General features: G+C 53.6%; 21 protein-coding genes. 2 read left to right on the top strand and 19 right to left on the bottom strand.

The features are described from left to right. Positions 1 to 80: 80 nt before the first annotated feature. Genes ACJJIJ_RS16780 through ACJJIJ_RS16750 form a run of 7 tightly spaced genes read right to left on the bottom strand, consistent with a single transcriptional unit; the run spans position 81 to position 7,793 of the window. Complete coding sequence (locus tag ACJJIJ_RS16780; protein ID WP_444937949.1) at positions 81 to 1,460, bottom strand: DUF58 domain-containing protein; 1,380 nt, start codon at positions 1,458 to 1,460, stop codon at positions 81 to 83. Between the two features lie 14 nt (positions 1,461 to 1,474). Further along, complete coding sequence (locus ACJJIJ_RS16775; RefSeq protein WP_252083696.1) at positions 1,475 to 2,479, bottom strand: AAA family ATPase; 1,005 nt, start codon at positions 2,477 to 2,479, stop codon at positions 1,475 to 1,477. Next, positions 2,476 to 3,783 carry a DUF4350 domain-containing protein gene (locus tag ACJJIJ_RS16770; RefSeq protein ID WP_252083695.1) on the bottom strand — a complete coding sequence of 436 codons (1,308 nt, stop codon included), beginning with the start codon at positions 3,781 to 3,783 and terminating at the stop codon, positions 2,476 to 2,478. Before ACJJIJ_RS16770 ends, ACJJIJ_RS16775 begins: the two co-directional genes overlap by 4 nt. Beyond that, on the bottom strand, positions 3,773 to 5,368 hold the full coding sequence (locus ACJJIJ_RS16765) for a DUF4129 domain-containing protein (RefSeq protein ID WP_444937948.1): 1,596 nt from the start codon (positions 5,366 to 5,368) through the stop codon (positions 3,773 to 3,775). Before ACJJIJ_RS16765 ends, ACJJIJ_RS16770 begins: the two co-directional genes overlap by 11 nt. Further along, positions 5,358 to 6,329, bottom strand: a complete 972-nt coding sequence (locus ACJJIJ_RS16760; RefSeq protein WP_444937947.1) for a stage II sporulation protein M — start codon at positions 6,327 to 6,329, stop codon at positions 5,358 to 5,360. The genes ACJJIJ_RS16765 and ACJJIJ_RS16760 overlap by 11 nt, the downstream gene beginning before the upstream one ends. A 6-nt stretch (positions 6,330 to 6,335) precedes the next feature. Then, a complete protein-coding gene (locus ACJJIJ_RS16755; protein WP_444937946.1) occupies positions 6,336 to 7,019 on the bottom strand; it encodes an RDD family protein in 684 nt (227 codons plus the stop codon). A gap of 27 nt (positions 7,020 to 7,046) precedes the next feature. Continuing rightward, positions 7,047 to 7,793, bottom strand: coding sequence for a hypothetical protein (locus ACJJIJ_RS16750; RefSeq protein ID WP_444887459.1), 747 nt, complete (start codon positions 7,791 to 7,793; stop codon positions 7,047 to 7,049). Positions 7,794 to 7,963: 170 nt separating this feature from the next. On the opposite strand from ACJJIJ_RS16750, the gene ACJJIJ_RS16745 reads away from it, so the two are divergent. Continuing rightward, entirely contained in the window at positions 7,964 to 8,581 is a 618-nt protein-coding gene (locus ACJJIJ_RS16745) for a DUF2939 domain-containing protein (RefSeq protein ID WP_444937945.1), read from the top strand. Between the two features lie 2 nt (positions 8,582 to 8,583). After that, complete coding sequence (locus tag ACJJIJ_RS16740) at positions 8,584 to 8,961, top strand: DUF2237 family protein (protein WP_252083689.1); 378 nt, start codon at positions 8,584 to 8,586, stop codon at positions 8,959 to 8,961. Positions 8,962 to 9,044: 83 nt separating this feature from the next. On the opposite strand, the gene ACJJIJ_RS16735 is transcribed toward ACJJIJ_RS16740, so the two are convergent. The 12 genes from ACJJIJ_RS16735 to ACJJIJ_RS16680 form a co-directional block, all read right to left on the bottom strand. Further along, positions 9,045 to 10,049 carry an AgmX/PglI C-terminal domain-containing protein gene (locus ACJJIJ_RS16735; protein WP_444937944.1) on the bottom strand — a complete coding sequence of 335 codons (1,005 nt, stop codon included), beginning with the start codon at positions 10,047 to 10,049 and terminating at the stop codon, positions 9,045 to 9,047. Between the two features lies 1 nt (position 10,050). After that, positions 10,051 to 10,572 (bottom strand): ExbD/TolR family protein, encoded by a 522-nt coding sequence (locus ACJJIJ_RS16730; RefSeq protein ID WP_444887456.1) that lies wholly within the window; start codon positions 10,570 to 10,572, stop codon positions 10,051 to 10,053. A gap of 1 nt (position 10,573) precedes the next feature. After that, positions 10,574 to 11,101, bottom strand: a complete 528-nt coding sequence (locus ACJJIJ_RS16725; protein WP_444937943.1) for an ExbD/TolR family protein — start codon at positions 11,099 to 11,101, stop codon at positions 10,574 to 10,576. An 11-nt stretch (positions 11,102 to 11,112) separates the two neighbouring features. Next, complete coding sequence (locus tag ACJJIJ_RS16720; RefSeq protein WP_252083686.1) at positions 11,113 to 11,781, bottom strand: MotA/TolQ/ExbB proton channel family protein; 669 nt, start codon at positions 11,779 to 11,781, stop codon at positions 11,113 to 11,115. Between the two features lie 236 nt (positions 11,782 to 12,017). Next, positions 12,018 to 12,296, bottom strand: a complete 279-nt coding sequence (locus ACJJIJ_RS16715; RefSeq protein WP_444899592.1) for a hypothetical protein — start codon at positions 12,294 to 12,296, stop codon at positions 12,018 to 12,020. Further along, a complete protein-coding gene (locus ACJJIJ_RS16710; RefSeq protein ID WP_444937942.1) occupies positions 12,296 to 12,946 on the bottom strand; it encodes a tetratricopeptide repeat protein in 651 nt (216 codons plus the stop codon). The genes ACJJIJ_RS16715 and ACJJIJ_RS16710 overlap by 1 nt, the downstream gene beginning before the upstream one ends. Next, positions 12,933 to 15,800 carry a tetratricopeptide repeat protein gene (locus tag ACJJIJ_RS16705; RefSeq protein ID WP_444937941.1) on the bottom strand — a complete coding sequence of 956 codons (2,868 nt, stop codon included), beginning with the start codon at positions 15,798 to 15,800 and terminating at the stop codon, positions 12,933 to 12,935. The genes ACJJIJ_RS16710 and ACJJIJ_RS16705 overlap by 14 nt, the downstream gene beginning before the upstream one ends. After that, positions 15,793 to 17,889, bottom strand: coding sequence for a tetratricopeptide repeat protein (locus ACJJIJ_RS16700; protein ID WP_444937940.1), 2,097 nt, complete (start codon positions 17,887 to 17,889; stop codon positions 15,793 to 15,795). Before ACJJIJ_RS16700 ends, ACJJIJ_RS16705 begins: the two co-directional genes overlap by 8 nt. 6 nt (positions 17,890 to 17,895) lie before the next feature. Beyond that, positions 17,896 to 18,420 carry an AraC family transcriptional regulator gene (locus ACJJIJ_RS16695; protein WP_444937939.1) on the bottom strand — a complete coding sequence of 175 codons (525 nt, stop codon included), beginning with the start codon at positions 18,418 to 18,420 and terminating at the stop codon, positions 17,896 to 17,898. 111 nt (positions 18,421 to 18,531) lie between these two features. Further along, on the bottom strand, positions 18,532 to 19,533 hold the full coding sequence (locus tag ACJJIJ_RS16690) for an FAD:protein FMN transferase (protein WP_444937938.1): 1,002 nt from the start codon (positions 19,531 to 19,533) through the stop codon (positions 18,532 to 18,534). Positions 19,534 to 19,545: 12 nt separating this feature from the next. Further along, positions 19,546 to 21,117 (bottom strand): general secretion pathway protein GspF, encoded by a 1,572-nt coding sequence (locus tag ACJJIJ_RS16685; protein WP_252083679.1) that lies wholly within the window; start codon positions 21,115 to 21,117, stop codon positions 19,546 to 19,548. A gap of 159 nt (positions 21,118 to 21,276) precedes the next feature. Further along, a complete protein-coding gene (locus ACJJIJ_RS16680; protein ID WP_444937937.1) occupies positions 21,277 to 23,760 on the bottom strand; it encodes a LamG domain-containing protein in 2,484 nt (827 codons plus the stop codon). Positions 23,761 to 23,763 lie beyond the last annotated feature (3 nt).

Below are 23,763 nucleotides of genomic sequence, written 5' to 3'. Positions count from 1 at the left end.
TATTTTTTTAGGACATCGTTAACATCACAGTTCTTTTACCGCTTACATCAAATACTTTGAATTCTCGGCGATGCCGCTGGTTAGATTTTGCCGCTGCGCTTCAAACGCCAGTAGGCTTCCACTAGCGCCTGGTGCAAAAGCTCTGGACGGGAATCCACCACTAGTACATTACAGGCTTGTAACTGTTGCAATAGGCGCGCACGGCGACGAAGAAAATCCCTTGCGGCTGCGCCTTCGACGGCCTCGGAAAAATCCCCGATAGGCTTTTGTGCCATTCGGTCTACGGCGGTCTCCCGCAGGCTCGCCACCATCACTAAGTGATTGCGAGTGAGCAGCCGCACTGCGGTGAGCAGTTCACTGCTGTCTTCATCGCGCAGGTTGGTAATTAGGATCACCAGTGCGCGGCGCTTGTGGGCACCCAGCAGTTGCTGGGCGGCGCCGCTGTAGTCCGCGCTGCCAGTGCCGGAGTGCAGATCGTAGACATTGTTCAGCAACAGGTTGATGGCGCTCTCACCCTTTACCGGTGGCAGTTGCCCGCCGGAGCTGTCCTGTGCGGCGGCGAAGGCCTGCAGACCCACGGCGTCGCCCTGCTTTATCGCCACATAGGCGGATAGCAGCAGGCCATTGAGGGCATGATCAAAGTGACTCAGCTCGCCATCTTTAGCGCGCATGCGCCGACCGCAGTCGAGCATATAAATAATTTCCTGATCGCGCTCGTCCTGGTATTCACGGCTGATCAGTTTGTGCAGGCGTGAACTCGCGCGCCAGTCTACCTGGCGCTGGCTGTCGCCCAGGCGATATTCACGCAGCTGGCGAAAATCCATGCCTTCGCCGCGGCGCTGCTGCTGATGCAGGCCGAGGTGGCGCAGGGTTTGCTCGGTGGAGAGCGCCTGCAGGGAGGAGATGCCGAGAAAATTGGGGTAGACCTTTACCGACTGTTCGCGACCGAGCCACAGGCGTGTTTGCCAGAGGCCCCAGGGTGAGGCGGCGAGTACCTCGATTCGGCCAAACTCGGCGCTGCCACGGCGATGGGGTACCAGACTGTACTCAATGGCAACCTCCTGGTCAGGCTCCAGCAGCGCCTGGCGTGGTAATCCGTTGCTGTCCAGCTGTTGCGGTACGTTGTCACATACCGATAGCTTCAGGGCCCTCTGGCCATGATTGCGCAACTTCAAATGAACGCAGTTGCGCACGCCCAGGGCCAAATTAGCGGGCAGTTTGCGCTGGCCCTCCAGGCCCAGAATCCTGCGTCCGGTGAGGAAATCCAACAGCGCCGCGCCGATCAGTAGCCCCCCAACTGCCCACCAGAGGGACTGCAACAGCTCCGCAGATTGGGGTGCCCAGATGCGCGCGGCGCTCACCGTAAGCGCAGCCAGGCACCAGTAGCCGAGGAGCTTTACCAGGCGGTGGCTGGGCCCGGGCCTTCCGAGCTGAGGTTTTGCGCATGGAACCTCTGTCACAGCGACATCCCGTGTCACAGTCGCGGCGCCTCGACGCTATCGATAATCATGGCCAGAGCACTGTCGGTGGTCTCGCCATCGATTTCCATATCTGGGGACAGGCTCACGCGGTGGCGCATGACAGGGGTCGCCATCGCCTTGATATCGTCGGGCAGCACAAATTCCCGCCCCTGCAACAGGGCGCTGGCACGTGCGGCCTGCAACAGGCCGATACTGGCGCGGGGACCCGCTGGGCTGCGCAACTGGTTGGCGTCGCGGGTGGCGCGCACCAGGCGCACGGCGTAATCCAGTACCTGCTGGTCCAGGGCTACCTGGGGTACCAGGGCTTGCAGTTGTTGCAGTTGCTCCACGGTTATCTCGCCGGCGGGCTTCTCTCGCAGGTGCTGCTCGATGCGGCCGCTGCTGGCGGCGGCGGCCAGTTTCAGCTCGGCCTCCAGGCTGGGGTAGTCGATCAGAACTTTGAGTAGGAAGCGGTCCAGCTCCGCCTCCGGCAGTGGATAGGTGCCCTCTTGCTCAATAGGGTTCTGGGTGGCCAGCACCATAAAGGGGCTAGGTACGGGAAATGCCTTGCCATCGATTGTGACCTGCTTCTCCTGCATCACCTCTAGCAGGGCTGCCTGGGTTTTGGCCGGGGCGCGGTTGATTTCATCCGCCAGCAGTAAGTTGGTAAATACCGGGCCGCGGCGCACTTCGAAGCGGCTCTCGCCCATGTTGTACATGGCATGGCCGGTCACGTCAGCTGGCATCAGGTCCGGGGTGAATTGGATGCGGCGGAAGTGACCGCCAAAGCAGCTGGCCAGGGTACGCACCAACAGGGTTTTGCCAAGGCCGGGTACGCCTTCCAGCAATACGTGGCCGGAAGCCAGCAAGGCCACCAACACCTGTTCGACGACCTGCTCCTGACCGATCAGCAGGCGGTTGATATTGTTGCGTAGCAGTTGGAGTTGGGCGGAGGCAGCCTGCCAGTCCGGTGCCTCGGTGTGGGTTTTTGGTTCTGGGTTCAGGGTGGTATCACTCATAGGGCTGCCTCTATACGCTGCAGATTGCGCATTTGTTCGGTAAAGGTTTCTTCGCTGGTCGCCGGTGTGCCCCAAAGGCAGGCGGCCAGTTTGGTTTCACTGAGGCCGGTGGCATCACTGAGGTGCTGGCACAGTTTGCGCTTGGTCTTGGCGTTGGCGTCCGCAGCGCCGAGCCGGCGCAGCAGCTCTTCGCGCTGGCCGCGCAGTAACCGTTCGCACTGGTCGTCGCGCCAGTAGTAGTGGCCACAGGCGGAGATATGCTCCAACAGTGAGCGCCGGGCAATTTCAGGCGGAGGTTGTAACGGGCCAAAGCGACGCGCACGTAGAACCAGCCAGCCGAGCAAGGCGAGTAGGCCGGAGATAAAAAACTCAGAAGCGTACTTTTTCGCTAGAAAACCCAGGGAGTCGAAACGCGGGCGGGTCAGAAAGACGAAATCGCCACTTCCGGCCAAAAGCTGCAGGAAATAGGCGTGGTCGAAATGGCCGATGCGGTGGGATTGCCAGATAGTGTTATCGGTCAGCAGGGTGATAACCCCTTGACCCCGCTCAAATTGCATAAAAGGCACGGCTTCGTCTTCGCGCCATACCTTGGCGAAAAATACCGGGGCGCCCTCAGCGCTGCTGTTATCGATCCCCTCGTGATAGAGCAGTTGGCCTGCGTCGAAATGTAATTGAATCTCAGCCCCACCGGCGGTAGGCAGAGTGATCAAGTCTTCCGTTTCAACATCTGGGTTGCGGGGTTTTTTCTCTTTGGTCTCGGCCTGCTCTTCGGCTTCGTCGATTTTGCGATTGTATTCGCGCATGGCCTCACCGGGGCTCTGCTCCGGGCTCAGTTCGGCATCTTCGCCCAACAGTGGCTGCAGGGGATGCTCAAAGCGATATTCCTCGTGGCCTTCTACGATGGAGACACCCAGGTTTTCCAGCAGCCAGTCGCGTTCGGCACTGCCTCCTTTCTCGGAATCGAACCCTGCAGTACGTGCCACTACGATGGCGTGCCCCCCGCTTTCCACCCATTGCAGTAACTCCTCAACCCGCTGGGAGTTGTAAGCTTGGCTGGAGTTAGCGATAAACAGAGTCGCATTTGGGGACAGCCCATTCAGGACGGAGATATTTTCTGCCTGGCGCGGTTCCAGCCCTACTTGCGCCAAGTAGTGCTCGGCGGCCAGAAACAGATTGCGCCGCGCCTCAGGCCCCCAACCGCGATCCTTTTCTTCTGTGTAGCGTTCAAAAAAGGTGAGAAATAACCATACCAGTGCCGCACAGAGCAGCAGGGCGAAGCCAATTACTAGACGTTTAACGGTCATTGCCGAACACCTCCTGCCACTGTTGGCACAGGCCGCCCAGCTGCTCATCGGCGGGGGGGCGATGAGCATAGGCCAGCTGTTGCCAACTGCCGGTGAGTTGCTGCACAAACTGGCTCAGTGGGGCGCTGACTGGGCGCAGCGCTTCCTGTGGTGATCGCTGGCGCTGGCTTACCAGCTGGGCACACTCGCTTTCGGTAAGGTGGTCGCCAAACTGGAACTGGAAATCCTCAATTAAATGGGACAGGGTGGAACGATACAGGAGGCCGAGACCGGCGCGTTGATCGCCGGTCCGCCACAGGCGCATTACTTCCGCACATACGTCGTCGGGCAGGCTGGACTGACGTACATCGAGTCCGAACAGGGTTTCTGGCGCTACCGGTTTTGTTTTGGGTTTGTGTTGCCAGCGCAAGCTGTTGAGGATGGCTTCGCGGTGGCGCCACCCCAGATAGAGCAAGCCGGCAATCACGCCAATCCACAGTAGTAACTCAATGGGCTTGGCGAGCAGTGCTCCCCAGTTGATGTCTGAGGAATCATCAGCCTCCTGAGAGTTTTGCATAAGCCATTTGAATAGCCATTCGAATAGCTCAATGATCCACTCGGGAATTTTTCCTCGCTCTTCTTCAATTTTTTTCAGGCGCCAGCCGCTCTCCTGCTCAATGCTGTGAAAATCCTCTCCGGCGAGAATCTCGTCAATGTGTTTTTGCGCTTGAGCTGGGGTTTGCAACGTTTCCGCATAGGCTTGTGGCGCCGGTGCAAAGGAGGTGCCGGCCAGGACGCACAGTAACAACATGGTGGCTAGGTGGGAGGTGCTAGTGGCGGTCTTTTTACCAGCCCGCTGAGTGTGTCGGTAGCGCTCGACCAAATTGCGGAATTGAATCTCGATATCCCAGCCTTCCAGCTCGATGCGCCGGCCGATATACAGGCAAAAGCCGCTGACGATATAAAACGGCGCCACCGCCGCCATAATAAGTAAACAGAGAATATTGGATGCCCATTCCAGCGCCAGGGTCTCGCCGCGAATCAGTGGAATCCATTGGATATTTGCCACAATCTGCTCGGGAATAAACAGATAAATCAAGATAAAGGCTGCGATGAGGAAGAAGGATTCCAGGTGAATACCAGTCAAGGTCAGCCAGGTGGCCGCACCGGAGTGTTTGCGGTGCAATACACTGATACGCGCGCTACGAGCCGTGCCTTTGGATTGCTCCAGTACAGTGACCGGCATATCAAAAGAGCGGGTCGGGCTCAGGCGACGGAGGGTGATCCAGGCGAGCCAGTCGGTGCGGTTGTGGCGGAAAAACTCTTTGAGCGCTGCCAGTGCAGATACCGGCGCGCCGAACAGAGTGCGGCTGATCATGAACAGCGGCAGGCGGTCAAACACCGGTTTTAACCACCAGAGAGCGAACAGTGACCAGCCGGGATGAGCCGGGAAGAACCAGGCCAAGGCACCCAGTACCAAAGCTGCCGGCAACAACCAGACCAGAAACATCGGCAGCCAGTGCTTGCGGGTCAGAGCGACACCCAGATCGATGGATTCCCAGGGCGAGCGCAGGCGTGCCCGTACCGCCATATTTTTAACTTGCATGGCTGGAATCCCCGCGCCCAGCCAGGGCGAAGTAAGCGAATACCAGCAGCCACAGCAGGGCGCCGAAACCTAACTTAATTGTTATGGGCGTGGTAGCGCTGGAGGACCAGAAGGCTTCGAGGAAGGCGGCGATCACCAGCATCAGGAAAGTGCCGTACATGATTTTCATGGCCTCGACACTGGCCAGGCGCAGCGCCACAGAACGGCGGTGTTGTCCCGGCTCTACCAGCGAGCGCCCTAACAACAGGCCGGCGGCGCCGGCCAGTACTATGGCGGTCAGTTCAAAGGCGCCGTGACCGATCACAAATGGGTAAAATGTGGAGACAAATCCCACTCGCGTGATATGCCCAAAAGCCGCACCGATAAATAGCCCATTAAAGACCAGGAAAAAGATGGAGCCGAGTCCGAATAGTATGCCCCCGGCAAAAGTGCGGAAAGCAATGCCAATATTGTTCTTGATGTAGAAGCCAAACATGGCCAGATCGGTATCGGAGCCGCGCTCGCGTCCCAGCACGCGGTTGCCGGGATCGTACATCGATTCCAAGGATAATACGTCTCCTGGCGACATCACCGCATAAATCAGTGCGTCGTTATTGTAGGTGCCGATGCCCATCACTAGGGCGGGCAGTAAAAACAGTGCCGTTGCCAACAACACTACGCGGCCATTGGCGCGCACCGCCTGGGGAAATCCGGCCAACAGATAGTGCAGCCAACCTTTGCGGCGTAGAGTTTGCTGGCGGTAAACCCGGTGGTGGGCCGCTGTAACCAGCTTGTTGAGGTGGTCGATCAGGCGGCTGGTATATTGACGTTCTTTGGCCACCGCCAGTTGCTGACACAGCTCCCGGTAGACGACCGGAAGATCCAGGGCGCTCGCCTGCGTACTTTTGCCATCGCTTTTCAGCCAGGCTTCCAGCCGTGCCCAGCCGTCGCGGTAGCGATTCTCAAAATCTCTCTGTCTCATAACCCCTCAGCCCCTGCCGCCCAATAACCAACTACCTACAGAGCGCAGGTATTCCAGCGCAGCGCTATCTCTCTTCTCGGTAACGGGTTCGAGCAAATTGGCCAGCTCTTGTTGGCGCGCTTCGCTCAGGTCTTCGTGGCGTTCCAGTAAACTGATCAGGGCCAGCTGGTCCTGTTGTTTGAAATTGCGCGGTGGTGGAAGAGGCGTTGTATCCGGTAGGGCTACAGGCACCTTGTCCTCGTTCTTGTAGATCACCAGGGTACCTGCGGCCAAGTCACCGAGACGCTGAAAGTGTCGCCCGAGGGTCATGGCAATAACGCCGGTGGCGTAAGCGAAAGGGAGAAAGTCGGCAAAGCGCAAAAGGTTGCGCACTATGGAAGCACCCCAGGAGGTGGGGGTGAGATTGTCGTTGACTACCATCAGGCCGAAGGCCTTTTTACCCGGTGTCTGGCCGCCGCGCAGCACTTCAAAAAACACCGGGTAGAACCACTCCAGCAGGAAGGAGCAGACCAGCCAGATTCCTATACCGGCGGTTTCGGCAAAGGCCAAACCTATACCCAGAGCAGTCAGTATTAGGGTGCGGTAAAACACATCCACGGCAAAGGCGAGGATGCGCGGCACAGGCCCTGCAGCCCGTGCACGCAGATCGATACCCTCAGGGGTTTCGACGTTGTAGGTGGTATCCAGCAAGCTACCACTCCTGTTAGATGCTACAAATTAGGAACCTTGAGGGCCACCAAAAACTTTGCGGTAGGCGACGCCGTATGCAATAGAAGCTAATGGGAGAGCCCAGATAAGGCCTATCAACAGTGCCAAGCCACCTACAAGATAGATAAGAATTAATACAATAAAGAAGCCCAAAAAAGCAAACCAGTTGTTGGTAATGGCTTTGCGGGATGCTTCCAGAGCTTTCCAGGGGCCTAAATTTTGGTCAGCTACCAGGGGGAGAGCCAGCATATAGGCTATGACCAGATAAATTCCTGGGATTACCAGTAGAAGGAAACCAATACCCACTAATATGCTCATGATGATGTAAGTCACACATAAGGGTACTATTTTATCGAAGTGCGCAAAAACCTCAGTACCAGAGGTTTCTTCTTTTCTGGCGATCTTGATGCCCACCATCATCATCCCCACAGCTAGGGGAACCCCTACGATTCCGGTTATCAAGTTATAAATGATTGTTGATGAGAGGGATGCACTAGCGGCCCCTGTCAGATCAAATGCTGGGTAGCCAGTTAGTAGGCCGGCAACAAAACTGGTTGCAGCAATTGCGATGATATAAAGAATAATGGCAAACCAAACTGTGCGCTTTTTGCCTTTCGACAGCTGCCAGCCCTCATTGATGGCTTCGCCAATAGAAAAGGAATAATCACCGGCAATGCCTTTCTCGAGTGATCCAAAATCGCCAGCTTCACTATTTTCGGCAAGTTGGGACTCGGGAGCTTTATAAATATCACTCATCCTGTTTGATTTCCTTATTAAAAGTTAGCGGATTGGGATGTGCAGAGCCTTGATGACGAATATCGCACAGGCGCGTTGTGGGAACAATGCCACGCCAGTACAGCGGCAAATTAGGTGATGAATCTTTCTCAGCATAAAATTCCCCTTAGACGTAAAGAGGAAAGGTAATAATGAAGAAATTTCTATGGGCGGGGGCTGTGATAATAATGGTTATCACAGCTGGATATGTGGCACTGCCCTTTTATGCAATGGAACAGTTGCAGCGTGCGGCGCAAATGGCGGGTGCGCAAGAGCCAGAAAAAAGGCGAGAGAGTATCGATACGCTGGAACGCTACGTGGACTTTCCGGTATTACGTGACAATTTAAGAGTTCGTTTACAGGAACAGCTGCGCTCTTCTATAGGCAATTCAATTCCACAGGAATTTGATGAGCTACTAACCGCCGGTGCGAATTTTGTCATGGGGCCATTAATGCAACAGTTTGTAACCCCAGAGGGGGTCGCAGCCCTGTTGCGTGGCGGTGAGGACTTACAGGGGATGGAACGAAAGTTGTTTGGCCAGGACACAGCCCCCCAGGCAGATTCCTATCCGCAGACCCGGCAAGATTTTGAAGAAAAGCCTGAGAGCAGTTGGAGACGTCTCAAATGGCGTTTTACCGATATTAACCACCTGAGTGCGGATTACGGGGAGGCCAACCGGGCAGAACTGCGGTTGATTATGCAGCGCAATGGGCTGCATTGGCAGCTGGTGGATATCGAATTACTCAATGGCACCGAGGGGGAAGGTTGATAATGGAGATGGATAGTTCGGTTAATGTGTTTGGCGATGCACTTATTCCCTGCAGCCTGGCACCAATGACCGGTTTTTTTCGCGACGGCTGCTGCAACACCTGCAAAGAGGATCAAGGCTCCCACACGGTTTGTGTGGAAGTAAATGATGAGTTCTTGGCATTTTCCCGCAGCCGTGGCAACGACCTGAGTACGCCGATTGAGGAGTACGGGTTTCCGGGGTTGGCTCCGGGAGACCGCTGGTGCCTGTGCGCCGCCCGCTGGTTGGAGGCCCAGCAGCAGGATAGGGCACCGAGAGTTTTTTTACAGCGTACACATGTGAAAGCTCTGGAGATAGTACCTCTACAGCTACTGCGACAATACGCTGCAGATTTGAATTAATCAGTGCGGAAGAGAAATTGGCACAGCGAGCAAACTGTAAAGATTTGCTCCGCTGTGCCAATGTCATTTATCCAAAACCCCAATCAGGATGGCAGGAAGTCGATGGAGTAATTGCGGGTTGTGGCTTTAACATCCGCAGAACCAAAGTTAATCATGCGGATCCTCGCCAGCAGCTTGCGCTCCAGGACGGGGTTGTTCAGCTCACTCTCAATCAACTTGATGGACGAAATAGTGCCGTTTGCTTCAATCACCAGCTGCACGGTAATTTTACCCTGCAGGGTGGGATCACGGCGTAAGGCACGGTCATAGATCGCATTGATTGCCGCCTTGTTGGCCTCCATTATGCCGCGAATGGCATTGTCGGTTCGCGCCAATTTCTCACCCCTGACTCTCCTGGCTGCCTGCTTAGCGGAGCCCTTCGCCTGGGCCTGCTCAACCCGGGTGGTTTGTCGGCCTGCCAGTGATACGCCTCCCGTGTCAGTGCTGATGCTCCCGGCCCTGACACCGCCGCTCGAAGTTTTGGATTTGTCGCTGATCATATTGCGCTGTGTTTGTGCAGCAGTGGCGCTGCCGGCACTGAGCTGACCGCGGGTAACTTCACCCGTATCAAAACTCTCACGCATATCCAATAAATCGTCGGCCAGGGCATTGATGCCGCTGCTTGCCGCTTTTTCCCGCGCTTTTTGTATAGTGGCAACAGGGGGTGTCTCTACTTTACTGGGCTCGGGTTTCGGAGCCGGTTTCGGCTTTTCCTTCTCGACTTTTTTAGGTTCTGGTTTTTCTTTGGGTTTCTCTGCGTCAGGTTTTTTTTCCTCAGGCTTCGGTTTGGCCTTGGGTTTGGGCTTCGGCTTGGGGAGCTCCTTTTTCTCCAGGATAACCTTGGCCAGTTGTGGTGGCACTCGCTCTGCCTGTTCCCGGGTCAGCTCCGGCACTGGAGCAAAGGTAACGATGGAACCACAAACGGCGAAGACAATAAGCCCTGCACGCAGGAACTTTATAAAGCGCTGGTCTTCCTGGTTGGAAGCAGACCAGGGCAACAGGGTTTCCTGTAGTTGCCAGGGGGCATAGCGGCTGGTTGCAGTGCTCATATCAGCTTTCCACCCCCGCGGGATCTATTGGTGCTGTCTGCTCAACAGCAAAAGAGATATCGCGGTAATCTGCCTGGGCGCAGGTCTGCATAATCTGTTTGAGCAACTCATAGGGAACCTGCTCGTCACCCATAATGGTGACCGAGCGTCCCCTTTGCTTTTGCTCGTCGCTGAGTTCACCGGCGCGTTCGGCGCGGTACTCCAGTTCCTTCAAGAGGGGCTCGATATTTTCCTTACCAGCGTCAATATCGTTAATGCCCACGATCATGCGATCACCAACGAATAATTGCTGATTATTGACCCTCACGACCGTAGTAACTTCCGGCTTTTGCTGAGAAGTAGACTTGGGTAGCTTGATAGTTTTGTCTGTTTGCAAAACCTGTACATCGCTAGTGGAGTTCACCAACAGGAAAAATACCAGAATGGTGAAAATGTCCATTAGAGAAACCAGATTGAGCTTCGATTGCTGTCGTTTCTGTCGCTGACGCCGCTCCTGTAATTTGGCGGCTGCGTTAAGCATCATTTTATTTCCCCACTACGGTTGTTTGCTGGGGGGCATCGCCCAGGGAAATCTGTGGAAACAACTCGGCATCGACGACCGATGCGGCAACTACTGCTCGATAGCTGCGTGCGGTATCCATAGCTGCCACCAGGGTTTTATAGGATGTATCTTTTTCCGAGAGAATGACCAAGTCGTCTTTCTCGATGGATTTTTCCCGTAAGTTACGCTTTATCTGCTGCAATATCAGGGAAACCGTTTCCATATCTGGTTCACCATCGGTATTCTCCACTCGCCTGACTAGTTGCCCTGCCGGGTAATTGATATCAACATGTGCGGTGCGTAATACCAGTTCCAACTGTCGATTTTCCTGTTCAGTTGCACTACTGCTTCCATCACTGATGCCAGGAAGATTGAGTTTTAAAACTGAAATATGGGAAAACACCATATTGAGCAGCAGTACAGGAACCAGGATAGTCATCAGGCTCATAAAAGAGGTGATGTCCAGCTCTGCTTCCTCGTGTCCACGGCGACGAATATTTAATTTCAACATGGCGAGAGCCCTCAGGCATTCACTGCGCGCTGCTGTTCCGTTTTTTGTGGGCGGCCCATAGTCAACAGGTTTAGGAACTTTACTCCGGCCATCTGCAGGCTATCTACAATTTCATTGGTCTTGTTTTGTAGCATGGAATTAAATAGCAGAAGGGGAATTGCTGAGATAAGCCCGAATGCGGTGGTATTCATTGCTACGGAGATACTGGTAGACAACATAGTGGCTTTTTCCGCAGGGTCGGCAGCGGCTACAGCGGTGAACGCTGCGATAAGGCCCATAATGGTGCCTAACAAACCGAGTAGGGTAGCAATATTGGCCAGGGTAGCCAGGTAGTTGGTGCGCTTTTCCAGGCGCGGTACTGCTTCGAGGATGCCCTCTTCGATTGCCAATGCAATATTTTCTTCGCGCTTGGCGAATTGCAGGGTATTAATACCGGCGGCGGCAATGCGACCCATCGCAGCATCGTTGTCCCGGGCCAGTTGCAATACATTCTGGTAACTGCGTTTTTGCAGTAGCGGTAATACCTGCAGATAAGCGCGGCGATTGGCGCTTTTAGCGCGGGAAAGAAAAATCCAGCGTTCCACTACCATGGCGAGGCCGATAACCAGCACCAGGGCAATAGGGTACATAAAAGGGCCGCCAGTCTGGAAAAAGCGCAATAACGCCTGAGTAAATTCCATGATGAGTGTCTCCACAGAAGTAAGTGTTTAATTAGCGATATTTTTTTGCCAAACGGCCATTCCATGGTCATTGGGCATGATGATGAATATTGTGGAGTCGGATGAGGGCTCTACAATAAACTCCTGATAAGTGAAATACCTGCGGTGGCTTATCCCTGCTCCACTGGAGTACTGAGTTTCAGCAAAAAAGCACGATTACATTAGTTTGTGGTGCTTGATGAGTATTATTATTTTTTCTATTCATTTTTTTCTTCAACAACCGGCTTGGCACTGAGCAGTTGAATTTCCCGTTTGAATTCTGAGAGCTCCTGGTGCTTGAAAACGGTATTAAAATTTTGGGCCAGAGAACTATCAAGGCGCTGCAGGCTGTCGGCTTGCTTCCATGGGATGATATACAACACCTTGGGCTGTTCCTGACTACCGATTACCGTGGATTCCAGTGTGGTAATTTCATCCGCACGGGCGGTGAAGCAGGCGCATATTATGGACATTAGAATGATTAATTTATCTCGCATCAGAGTCTACGCTCCAGTTCCAATATCCAAGCGTCGAGTAATTTGTCTCCTTGTTCTCGACTGCTCTGGGCCAAACGGTATTGCTGTAATGCCTCTTCCGGCCTGTTTAGATAGAGGTCATAGAGAATACCCAGATTGCGGTGCGCATCGCTAAAGTCGGGCCAAAGGTTCAGCGCCTGCAGGTAGCACTGTTCGGCCTCTTCGAAACGGCCAGCGTCGCGTAGTAGTGCAGCCAACTGATTCCAGGCAAATACATTACCGTCATTGACCTCAATCGCCTTGCGAAAGCTATTTTCCGCATTCTCGGCCTGTTCACTTTTCTTCTGTACTATCCCGAGGTTTAGCCAGGGGCCAGAGAGTTCTGGCCAGCGTTCAATGACCTGCTGTAGCTGCTGCACTGCGGTTGAGCTATCTCCGTTGATAAAGCTCTCGTGTGCCTGAGCCATAGCGACGCTGGCCTCTTTGGGAACCCGCTTGGTATCTGCCAAATAGGGGTTTTCCGTAATCACATGCTCAATTGAGGCGTCCTTCGGTTGAGCATTTTTGCTCAGCGGAAGGCTGCCACAGGCGCTGAGTGTCGCCAGAATCAGTAGTGTTGCTGTGAAGCGAAAAATACCACTGGGGCAATTGCGCAAATCAATGCAGTGCATGGCTCCACTCCAGGGTTGCTTCCGGTTTTTTGTAGCGTGCGGGTAACAGTTCGCCGAGGGAGGCAAAACTACGTTTGACCCAGTCGTCGTAGATTCCATCACTGGTGCGCTGAATATTGGCCTGATGCAGCTCTATCGCCTTTTCCTCGAAAGGGAAGGCCTGCTCTTCGAGTAGGATTTCGTACTGCTCCAACTCAAGGTCATTCAGGTTTTTGGGGCGTTGAGATTCCATCAGGTCATGGCTGAGCTGTCGATAAACTTCAGCTAAACGGAAATTGGCCTGGGTGGTGAATTCCGCAATTTCCAGCTCGAGAACCTTGCGATAATCGGCCACGGTGGTTTTCATCGCGCGCTTTTTATTGGCGAGACTGGTTTTTAGCGGCAAGTGCAATTTTAATGAAGCGAATTTTTCATAGCTCTGCTCTGCCAATGCGCTTTGGGAATAGGCGGACAGGTAGCGGCCCCGAGGGGATTTTTCTGAATTTTTTGCTAATTGCTGTAGCCAATAATTCTTTTTATTAGGTTGATTGGTTTGCGCGTACAGTTGCACTAACTGATATTGCGCCTCCAGACGTTGTTCAGCAGGCTTTGGCCAGAGCTTGTTGTAGTTACGGTAACTCTCAATGGCACCTTGATACTCACCTGCTTTTTGCAAGCTTTCCGCCGCGAGGAATAAGGATTGGCGACGTACTTCTCGGTCGGGATCATTTTGTGCAAGTTGCAGTAATTCGCCGGCCGCAGCGGCAGGCATTTTCAAGGCTTCAAAAATAACGACCGCCTTGGCGGCGAGGGTAGGTGCCAGCTGATGTGCAGGATAGAAACTCCGGAAGTCTGCAAGTTCAGCACTGGCACGCTGCCACTGCTGTAATTCCATCAGGTAATTGATCGCGTCATACTGGGCGGTGGCTGCAATTTCGCTGCGTCCACTTTCCCTGATGCGCAGCAGGTGGCGCAACGCCTCCTCACTGGGAATCTCTCTGCCATCCTCGGTGAGTGCTGGTTGCGCAAGTGCCAACTCTGCCTGCCTATAGATGGAAAGTTGAAGTTGCTTGCGTGTGTCCTCGCGCAAATGGCTATCTTTAGGCTGTATATTCAACGCACGGGTATAGGCTTCTTCCGCAGCCATATAATCTTTCAATGAAAAGTGACTGTGAGCCAGGATCATCGCGATATTTAATTGCTGAGCCTTATTCGCTGGTGGCTGCCACTGATCTGCAGCTTGTGCAGCGGCAATAGCCTCGGCAAAACGTGACTGTTGTAGCAGCTTATCTGCGGCAGATAGTTGTACTGGTAAGGCTCTTTTATCCTGTGGCCAGCTCTGGGCAAATTTAAGACTGGCCTCAATGTTGCGATCCAGCCACAGGATTTTTTGCTCGGCATCCTGGTCCGGTGTTTCTTTATGCACTTGTGCAGAGCTAAGAATGGCTGCATAACCAGCCTCCGCACCATGCTTCTTGTCTTGGTATTCCCAGGCTACCTGGCTGTATGCGTGCCAGGCTCCAGTGTAGTCGCCAGCCTGCTCGAGACATTCGGCCATCAGGAAGACCATTGGTGGAGTGCGGGGGTCCTGTGGAAAAGTCTGTGAAAACTGCCGGTAGAGTTCCGCTGCCGCTAGGTAAGCTTTGCGAGACTGAGCTTTTAGCTGCTGTTTTTGTTTACTTTTATTAGCCGGTGCCGTGCTTGCTAGCTGAGCAAGTTCCTGCGCGCGCGCGTGGTCAAATTGGGCTAACTCCTCAAGCCAGGGGCGCAGTGATTGTGCCAGGGCTTCGCGCTGACTTGTCTCTGCCTGCTGCCAATACTCACTGCGAATACCATAGCGCTGTACAAATTCCCGCTTGGTTGGAAGCACCTCATCGTGTAAGCCGCCATTTTGCAGTGTTTCAATAGATTGCAAATGTAATGATGGCGCTTCAGTGCTATTGGGGTAGTGCTTAACAAAAGCCAGATAGGTATCCGCGCTGTTGCGGAATAACTCTTTCTCTCGATACCAATTGCCCAGAGCGCTGTACAGCAGGTGCTGATAACCTCGTGGTTTGCCATCGGGATTAAAGGACTCGATAGCTTCGGCACCGCCCAGGTAACTAAAATTCAGGGCCAGGCCACGAAGGCTATCCTCGCGCAGGCGCTTCTGGCCCAGAGGTAACTCTGCTTCGCTGGCACGCTGCTGCAGAATATCCAGAGATTCGAGAAATATCTCCGTGGAACGGCGGTAATCGCTGGATTTAAACTCTGACCAGGCGAGCATATAGCGGGCATTATCGGAAAATGGGCTTTCGCCTTTCTCCAGCAATGCGCGGAAGTCCCGTGCCGCTGCCGAATACTCCTTGCGATTGAAAGCCGCTTCGCCTCGGCGGAATAAAACCTCCCCCATAAACGGTGACTCAGGCGCGCCCTGGGCGATGCGCTCCAGTGCTTGCAGCGCGCCTGGCATTTCGCCATCCATAGCACGAGCTCGCGCCAGACGATAGAGAATATAGTCGTCTCGAGGGCTCTCTTTGGCGAGTGTCTGGTAGTGCTGCACCGCACTGGCAAAACCGACTGAAACTTCCGGGTTATCCGCCTGATGTTGCTCCAGTCGCTCCATTTCCAGATCGGCCAGGCGCAAACGAATCTGTGCGCGAATCTGCGGGTCTGGCTGGCTGGCCAGTGCTTGTTGATAGCTCTGCACGAGAGTGGCGAGATCAACCGATATCAACTCAGGGGGAGCTGATACAGGTTCTTCAGTGGAAGCAGCCGTGGCCGTGGGCAGATCTGCAAGTGTCAGTGCGGACTGATTGCTGCAGGCGGTACTGATACAGCAGATAGCGGCAGTGAGCAGACGCAGGGAAAAGCTTCTGGAACCAAACCTATTCACTCTGCCCCCCTTCATTATCGGGCAATAGAGCTTCTGCGGTCTTTTCCTCAGTTATTTTCTCTACTGTGGCATTGCCTTTTTCGTGAGTATTTTCGCCATCTTGCGTTTCCACCTGAGTATTTTTCTCAGGGTTTTTTGGCGGAGGCTGGCTGGCGGCCTCTAGCATGGAGGCATCCTGTAAGCGCGCGATAGCGAGGCGGGTGTGGGCCTGGTAACTGTGAATCCGCGACTGCTCTCGCTCCAGCTCAGCAATAATATCCCGGCGTAGGGCAGCCTCAACCTTTGAAGCCGTTTTGGCTATGGCTGCGCGTTGGCCGGATAATTGCGCCGCAGTGCTAGCCAGACGCTCTGTTAGCTGGGTCAATTGCGGTGCGCGGCCCACTTCTACAGAGGTTTTACCTAGTTGCTTTTCACCATCGCGTAAGCTGGATTCGAGTAGTTGCAGAGTTTTGCGCTGTTGCCACAAGCGGTGATGATACTGTTCGCTGGCTTGCCATAATAAAATGCCACGGGCTTTAGCCAGGGTCTCGCCCTGATAGTCAGACCCCTTACCGTTACTGCGCAGTAGTTGATAGCGTTGCTCAGCGCCCTGCAGTATCTCCAGCATCTCGAATATCTCACTGTTATTTCCACCCTCCCCGTTGCTGGTAGCTTCGAGCAGAGTCAGTGCGTCACGCTCCCCTTCTATTTGGGCCAGGGCATCGTTGAGATTGCGGTAGTGTTGCTTGGCGATTTGCAGTTGCTGGTCAAACTCTGCGCTCTGGTACTGCCCGATGATGCCGGAGCGCCTTTGGTGACGCTCTTCGATCAATGAATGCAATTGTGGAATTTTTTGTGACCAGTCATTGAGTACTCTATCCATCTGCTGCAGGTCGCGCAGCTCCGACAGGCGCAGCTGGAATTGATCGCTCTGTAAAATGGGTAAGAGAAAATGCTGGTTGTCCCGCAGTAAGGGTGCGGCTTGAGCCAGTTGTAGCCAGCCGTAGCGTTGTGACTGGCTAAATTGACTGGTGTCCGCCAGCGGTTCTGAAGACAGCTTCCGCTGTAAGTGCTGCAGCTGCTGCAATGTGCTCTCGAAATATGTGGCTGCATCACTATAGGCGCTTAGGGCTTTATTGCGTTCAGCCTGCTTTTCATAGGCATAGGGCAGGGCGACCCTGGCCTCCCGTGCGGCGGGACTGTGTTGGTGTTCTGCCAATAAAAAACGTAGGGCATCTACCCCCTCCTGGTATTGCTCGCTGTTGATCGAAGACCAGGCGAGTCCGAGCAGAGCTTTGGTTGCCCAGGGGGTGTGCAGGCGCACTTGGGAAAATTCAGCTTGGGCCTGGGAAAACTGCTCTGACAATGCCATAGCGTAGCCAGCGCCGATATGCGCTTTGTCCGCGAGTATCAGGATATCCTCTGAGGGTTCATCCTGCTCAGTCGCCAGTGTGCCTGCGAAGCGATATTCCTTGGCGGCGGCAACTAACTCTCCTCTTCGGGCTAAGGCTGCGCCTAGATTGATATGCCCGAGTAGGCGCTCTGACAGCGGCAGATCGGCTCTTTTAAGGAATTCCTGGGCTGTGGAGATTTCTTCACTGCGCAAGGCCAGGTTAAGGGGGAGGGTGGAGGAATCTATGGCTCCAGACTTTTCCAGATTTTTTGCCGCCAAGGAAAAGTCACCCTGCAAATAGTTCAGCTCTGCCAGCTTCAGCCAGGCAGCCTGGCGAAGTTTGGGATCTGTATTTTGATTGCCGGTTTGAAGCTGTAGTTCGAAAAGTTCGGCAGCGCGCCGATGCAGACCAAAACTGAGGCTGATTCCCCCTTCGATCAACGCGGCACTGTCGCGGTGAACTTTAATCGAATCACGTTGTTTGGCGACAAGCAGGGTGCTGAGGGCATCGAAATTGTTGCCTTGAAAGTACTCATACAGGGTTGCCCCGTAGGACATATCCTGGGCTTGGCGATACTTTTTATCTTCGGATTGCGTCTTTTCCTGAGGCGCTATTTCTTCCGAGGTAACTTCGGTCTCGGTGCCATAAGCAGGCAAACTGGCACCTAGCAAAGCGACACTAAGGGATATTATGTGGGAGAGGGGCCGGTAGCTCATGGGTAATCAGGGCGTGGGCCATTGAATGAGTTCAAAGTTCGGCTGTTGCTTGCCGGTTTTATCTGAGATGCGTAATTCGATAACAACGGGCTCATCGGTCTTTTCCAACGCTAGAGTAGCACCCCGCTTATACTCGCGCCCTTCTGGTCCAAGACCGGTAAAGAATGCGGAAATGGTGTAGTTACCAGATTTTAGGTTGCCTTTGTGTAGGGGTTGGATACCACCGCGTACAAGGGCACTGCGCTGATGATCGGTATACAGGTGGCTGGCTGTGAGTTTATTGTCGATATGTAATTTAACAGCGTCCAACTGAAAATAGTGACCGACATCCACAGAAACATAAAAAGCCACTTGGCTTTGTGCCGGGTAGAGCAGGTCTTCTTCCAGGATTAATAAATCCCGGTTTAACTTAATAACATCACGCTTTAGATTTTCCAGCTTTTCAGCAGAAAAAGACTCTTGCTGAGCCTGAGACGCTGCGCCTGTGAGGAGGGCGAGTGAGAAAATAAACAACTGGAGAACGCGTCCCATGGAAGGCCTTTCGCTTGCTTATGGCTTTATTGTGTAATGGGCGCAAATTATGTCAGGGGCGCAGCTATCTGGTGTGATCCCGTTGGCAAATTTTTTACGACGTTGTAACGATTATTGTGGATTTGCCAGTCCCTGACTGAAGAACAGACGTTTGTTACTGTCGATAACCACTGCTTCAAATTGGGGCAGGCGATCAATGAGTGCCAGTCCTTTTTTCTTACCCAGCACAAATACACTGGTGGAAAGTGGATCGGTATCAAAACCCCTTGGGCCGATAATACTGACACTGATTAATTTATCGCTGTCTCCAACAGCTGTGTCTGCGGGCTTTCCGGTATTTGGATTGAAAATATGATGTATACGCTCTTGCTGTTCATCAATAAAAAAGCGCTCGTAGTCACCGGAAGTTGAAATGGCAATGTCGCTCAGGGGGATTACTGCGGCACTTTTGTTTTTTTCTCGCGGGTGACGAATGCCTACCAGCCAAGGTTCACCGCGTTTATCGCCTAGCATACGTGCATCGCCACCGGCGCTGACACTGGCACAGCAGACTTCAGCCTGTTCGAGAATTTGAATGGCTTTATCCACAGCATACCCTTTGGCAATTCCACCCAGGTCAATTTTTGTTTTGCTGTGACCAAAACGCAGGGTCTTGGACTTTTTATTCAAATGTAAGTGGCGGTAGTTCAGCGCCTCAATTAGAGAGTCAGTAAGGGCGGAGTCTGCCTGTTTTCTGTTGCGGAAATCATAGTGTTTGCCGAGAGTAGCGTAGCTGATATCAAAGGCTCCATCGGTCAGGTGGCTGAACCAGAGGGACTTATCCACCAGAGAAAGCAGCTCATCGGAGATATTGACTGCGGTTTTGCCTGCTTCGCGATTAACGAGGGATAGCTCGCTTTCTGGTTTGTAGGGTGACAACTGGTTATCTAAGCGATGGAATTCCTTCATTACCTTTTCGATCAGGTATTCAGCCTCACTGGCATTCTCGTGCCAGAGCTGAAGATGGACTTCAGTGCCCATGATTGCACGCTCGGCATAGTGCCACTCGGCCAATACTGGTGCCGCACAGAGGGCGGCACCACCTAACAGGAGAGATCGAATAAAACGCAACATCTCGGTATCACATTATCTTATAGGGGCAAAAGCGGTCATGCTGTCCCTGAGGGTAACGCTACCGAGACCGTGGTTGGGAAAGATTTTTTCAAAGTTATCTTGTTCACCATGTAAAGCCAGGTAATTCATGACTACCGTTTCTACCAGTAGATTAACGTTGTTGGCGGCGGGACTTGAAGACGTTTCCACGTCCCCGGAGGAACGCATATAACCCAGCTGCTGATGCCTTGCCTGCTCGTCGGCGCTGCCACCGAGTAATTGCGGACGCCCGGCAGGGTTGTATACCAGGAAGAAAGAAGCAGCGGTTTGCTGATTGTCTCCGGTCCACACACCCTTGCCACGACCTTCGACAGAGTCGTCGATCATACCGTTGGAGAAAACCGAACCATCGCTAAAGACATAAATCATCAGTGGCTGGTTGCGACGTGCAGCATACTCCAGGCAGGCGCCAATACAGCGACCGGCACGCAGGTCGCGCATCTCGCCGGTGGCGCGGTCGCCAGTATGGTAGTCGTAGCCGCCCATGGTGATAGTACCGGCACCGGCATAGCCATTCACCACTAGTTTCATCGTTGAAGCGGTTTTGCGGAATTCTCCATCCCCACTCAGTTCAGCACTGGTAAAAATACCGGAGGGACCGACAATATCCGGGTCGGCTTCGGGGTTTAGATCGGCGGGATTACCGAAGCGGTCCGCCAGGTCGGCGCTCTTCATATAACCGCAGCGCACCATATCCTTGATAATCGCATCGGCTCCCACGCGAGTGTTTACCTTACCCAGCTTGGCATCAGAAATACGGTACATGGATTCCATCACTGCAACCGTGTCTTCCTGGCTGAGCAGGCCCACCAGGTCGCCCACATCTACGAGGCCGGTAACATCAGAAGGCCTGTCCACTTTGGTGGGGCGAACTTCAGGGTTGATCATTGCCGACGGAGCCATGGAGTTACCACCGGAATCACTGGAGCGAGAGCCGATCAGGGCCAGTAGGGAACCATTGGCCCCGGCCTTGTTGATTCCGTACATGGGGTTGTGAGGATTGTTGCCGGTATCGTTTTCCGAGCGTGCCGGGATCACCGCACCGTTGGTAGCGGTAGCAGTGCCGGAGCTCACTTTTTCCAAGATACCGCGCAACATGCCGCTGTCGCTATGGAAAGCAAGGCCCAGGTCGGTGTTAACAAATCCTTCTCCGGCTGAGGGAATCATATCGCCCGGCAGCCCCTGTTTGTTGTAGCCGGCCGTACCGAGAAAATCCATCTGACCACCCTGTTTGCCTACCAATACATTGGAGCCAGCGATATTGGCTCCACCGGCGAGGTCGAAACAGATAAATGGGATTTTACCGGCGCCAAAAGCGCTAACATCACAGGGGCCGCCGTTACTCTTGCGCAGGTCTTCCAGGTCGGCAGACAGAGCTGCGTGGGCATTATGTGGGTTGGCAAACATACTGAATACAGAGCCACCTAATACTGTCGCCATGCCCGCGCGGAAGCCCTGGGCGAGAAAATCACGACGGGTTACCGGGCGGTGGTGATCCGGGTGGCGTAGGGGCTGGTCCAGCTCAAAATGTTTTTTCTTGCTCATAGTTTTTTGCGGATTTTTTATCCGATGTGCCGGTAAATTATTTTTTAAATTTTTAGCAGATTGTTGAAAATTTTCTTTCGACAATCTTGTCTAGGCTGTGATTAATCTTCCCAGGTACGGTGTTTAAAATCGTACCTGGGCGGCAGCCCGTTTTTTTAATCAGTGAATCAGGATCATAGCGCTGCCCATGGCGGCGGCGCATACGGCTTTGACCGTGGTCTCGGTGCGATCTGCTTCACAACCATTGCCACAGGCAGTCATGGTGTTGATCAGGCTGTTTAATTCTGCTTCTACGGTGCCCAGGTCTGGTGCACTAGACAGCTGCGAGTGGCTGCCGTCATGCCAGTTCATTTCGTGGCCTAATAGGCTTTCCATTAATGGATCAATCACCAGTGCTCGTTTACTAGCGCTGTCAAAAGCTGTATTGGCAGGAGCATTAAAATCAAAACCTGGGAAATAACTTCCGCGCGCATTGGAATCCACCAGGGTGCTGCAGTATTTCACGGCAAGTTGGGTGATACCCATTTGTTGTGCAGCCAGGAATCCGCTGATATCACTGGAGACAGGTAGCTGGCGCTTCACGGCTTCCCAGGTTTCCATCACATCCGGGTGGGCGCTGGAAATGCCGGTGGCGCGAGAGAGGCTGGCGTTAATCTGCTCGAAGCGGCGCAGGCCAATACGCGGTTGGGCCTCCAGGTCTGCTGGCTCCGGTGGTGCGGCAGGTGTGGGCTCTACACGAGTAAAGCTAGCGTTGCCGATACGCTCGAAAGTAAGGAAAAATTCATCTTCCAGGGGGCCTTTATCGAGGGTAATGATAGTGCCAAGCCTCGACAGCTTCTGGCCTTGCAGGGGCACATAACTATCATCGATTTCGGCGGATAATTTAGTCCAAGACTGGCCCACTTCCGCTTCGCGACCATTAATACCGATACGCATGCCTTCGATAGCGATACCTTTCGGATCGACACTTTCATCCAGGCTGATAAAGGTAGGTTCACTGAACAGGTAGGCATAGTTGTCGAACTGCTGAACGGTAAACATTACATAGCTTTCAGTAATACCGGTGTGTTCTTCAACTTTAAACAGCAGGAAGTATTTTTCTCCGACACCTACTTCATAGTTGGTGGCAACATCCTCGGCAGAGAGTGCGCGAGAGTGAATCGCCAGCATGCGGATAGAACCCTGCCAGCTATTTCCGTTACTTACTTCACTACCAACTGCTAGGGCAAAGGTGTCATCCCAAGTGCTCAAGAGCCCCGCTTCGCTGGGGTCCATTTCTCCAGTATCTGCGCCGTTTACAAAGAGTTTACGGCCGTTGATCGGGTCAAAGGTAGCGACTACGTGCTGCAAACTCGCCTGTACCAGCTGGTCTGCATCATCCGTCATCAGAGCTGGCATTCCATCCGCATCGGTACTGTCACTGCGGTTCTGGAATATGTAGCTGTACTGCGCCTGCCCTAGGGTGAGGTTGCGAATGTCGTCACCGCCGGAATAGGTAACCAAACGTGCGGGACCTTCCTGGGTGACATTGGCTGGTGCAGCCCAAACCTCAATAGAGTATTCGCCGGTGGCAGTGAGAGTTTCGTATAACTTACGGCTGGTTGCCGTAGCGCCCTGGGCTTTACCACCTTTAAGCTGCAAACCCCAGGACTCAATCCACTCCACATCGCCTGAAAGCGCCAAATCAATGGCTGGATTTACCCCGGAAGTGTCATAAGCCGTAGTGCCGCTACCGGTTTTAAATTCATATAGGGCGATTGCATTATTTTCTATACGGCCACCACTGCTGGCGACAATACCATCGGTGAGAAGCAGAGCCTTACTAAGGATCCAATTCGGATTGACTTCAGTAGGGGCAATGCTGTCGGCAAAGGCTTGGATAGCCGCCGTCATTTCCGCTGCGTTGCTGGAGCAGTTATCCCAGCAATTGTGAAATTCACTACCCAGGCGTACAGAGAAGCGTGAATCCGCAGGGGTATCCAGGTTCATTTTGCTTTTCGCCGCCTCGTAGGCGAGATCCACATCAGAGCTAGCAAAGTAGGGTTTTTGTGTGAGCGCGGCATCTTCGCTGTGGCAGCTGGCACAGTAGTTACGCAATACTGGGTAAACGGTAGTGCCGAAGTTACTACTGGAGACTGGGAAGCTCTTGCTCGCGCCCACATCGCGTTCAATTGGGGCAGTTAGTGTGACTGTATTACTGAGACCGCCGCTGGCTCGAGCCCATTCTTCAATATAATTGGTAATAATTTCAGCGCAGGCATCGTCGCTGGAGAGCCAACAGTTGTGCCCGCCGCCCACCTTGGTTACCAGGCGTGACTCTTCCGGGAGGCTTAGGTTTACCAGTTCACGACCTTCATCGTAAGCTGCATTAATATCGTCACCGCGTACGAAATGGGGGCTCTGCGCGCCCTCTACGTGGCAACTACCACAGCGATTCTGTTCGGCCAGGTTATCCCAGATATAGCGCTTGTACTGTTTGACATCTTCAGTTTCCGGTGCTGGGCCTGAATAGCTGGTGCCGTTATTGGATTGGTTCGTATTTGGCTGCTCTTCTGTATCTTTGCCACTGCCGCCACTACAGGCGGCAAGGAATGCTGCTGTACATAAAAGGGTAGATATTTGCAGGTTCTTAAAAATTTTCATTGT

The organism is Microbulbifer mixtoriginis (SeqCode), assembly GCF_052467945.1.
Note: the sequence above shows the minus strand (reverse complement) of the source record. Positions and strands in the feature narration are given on the sequence as shown.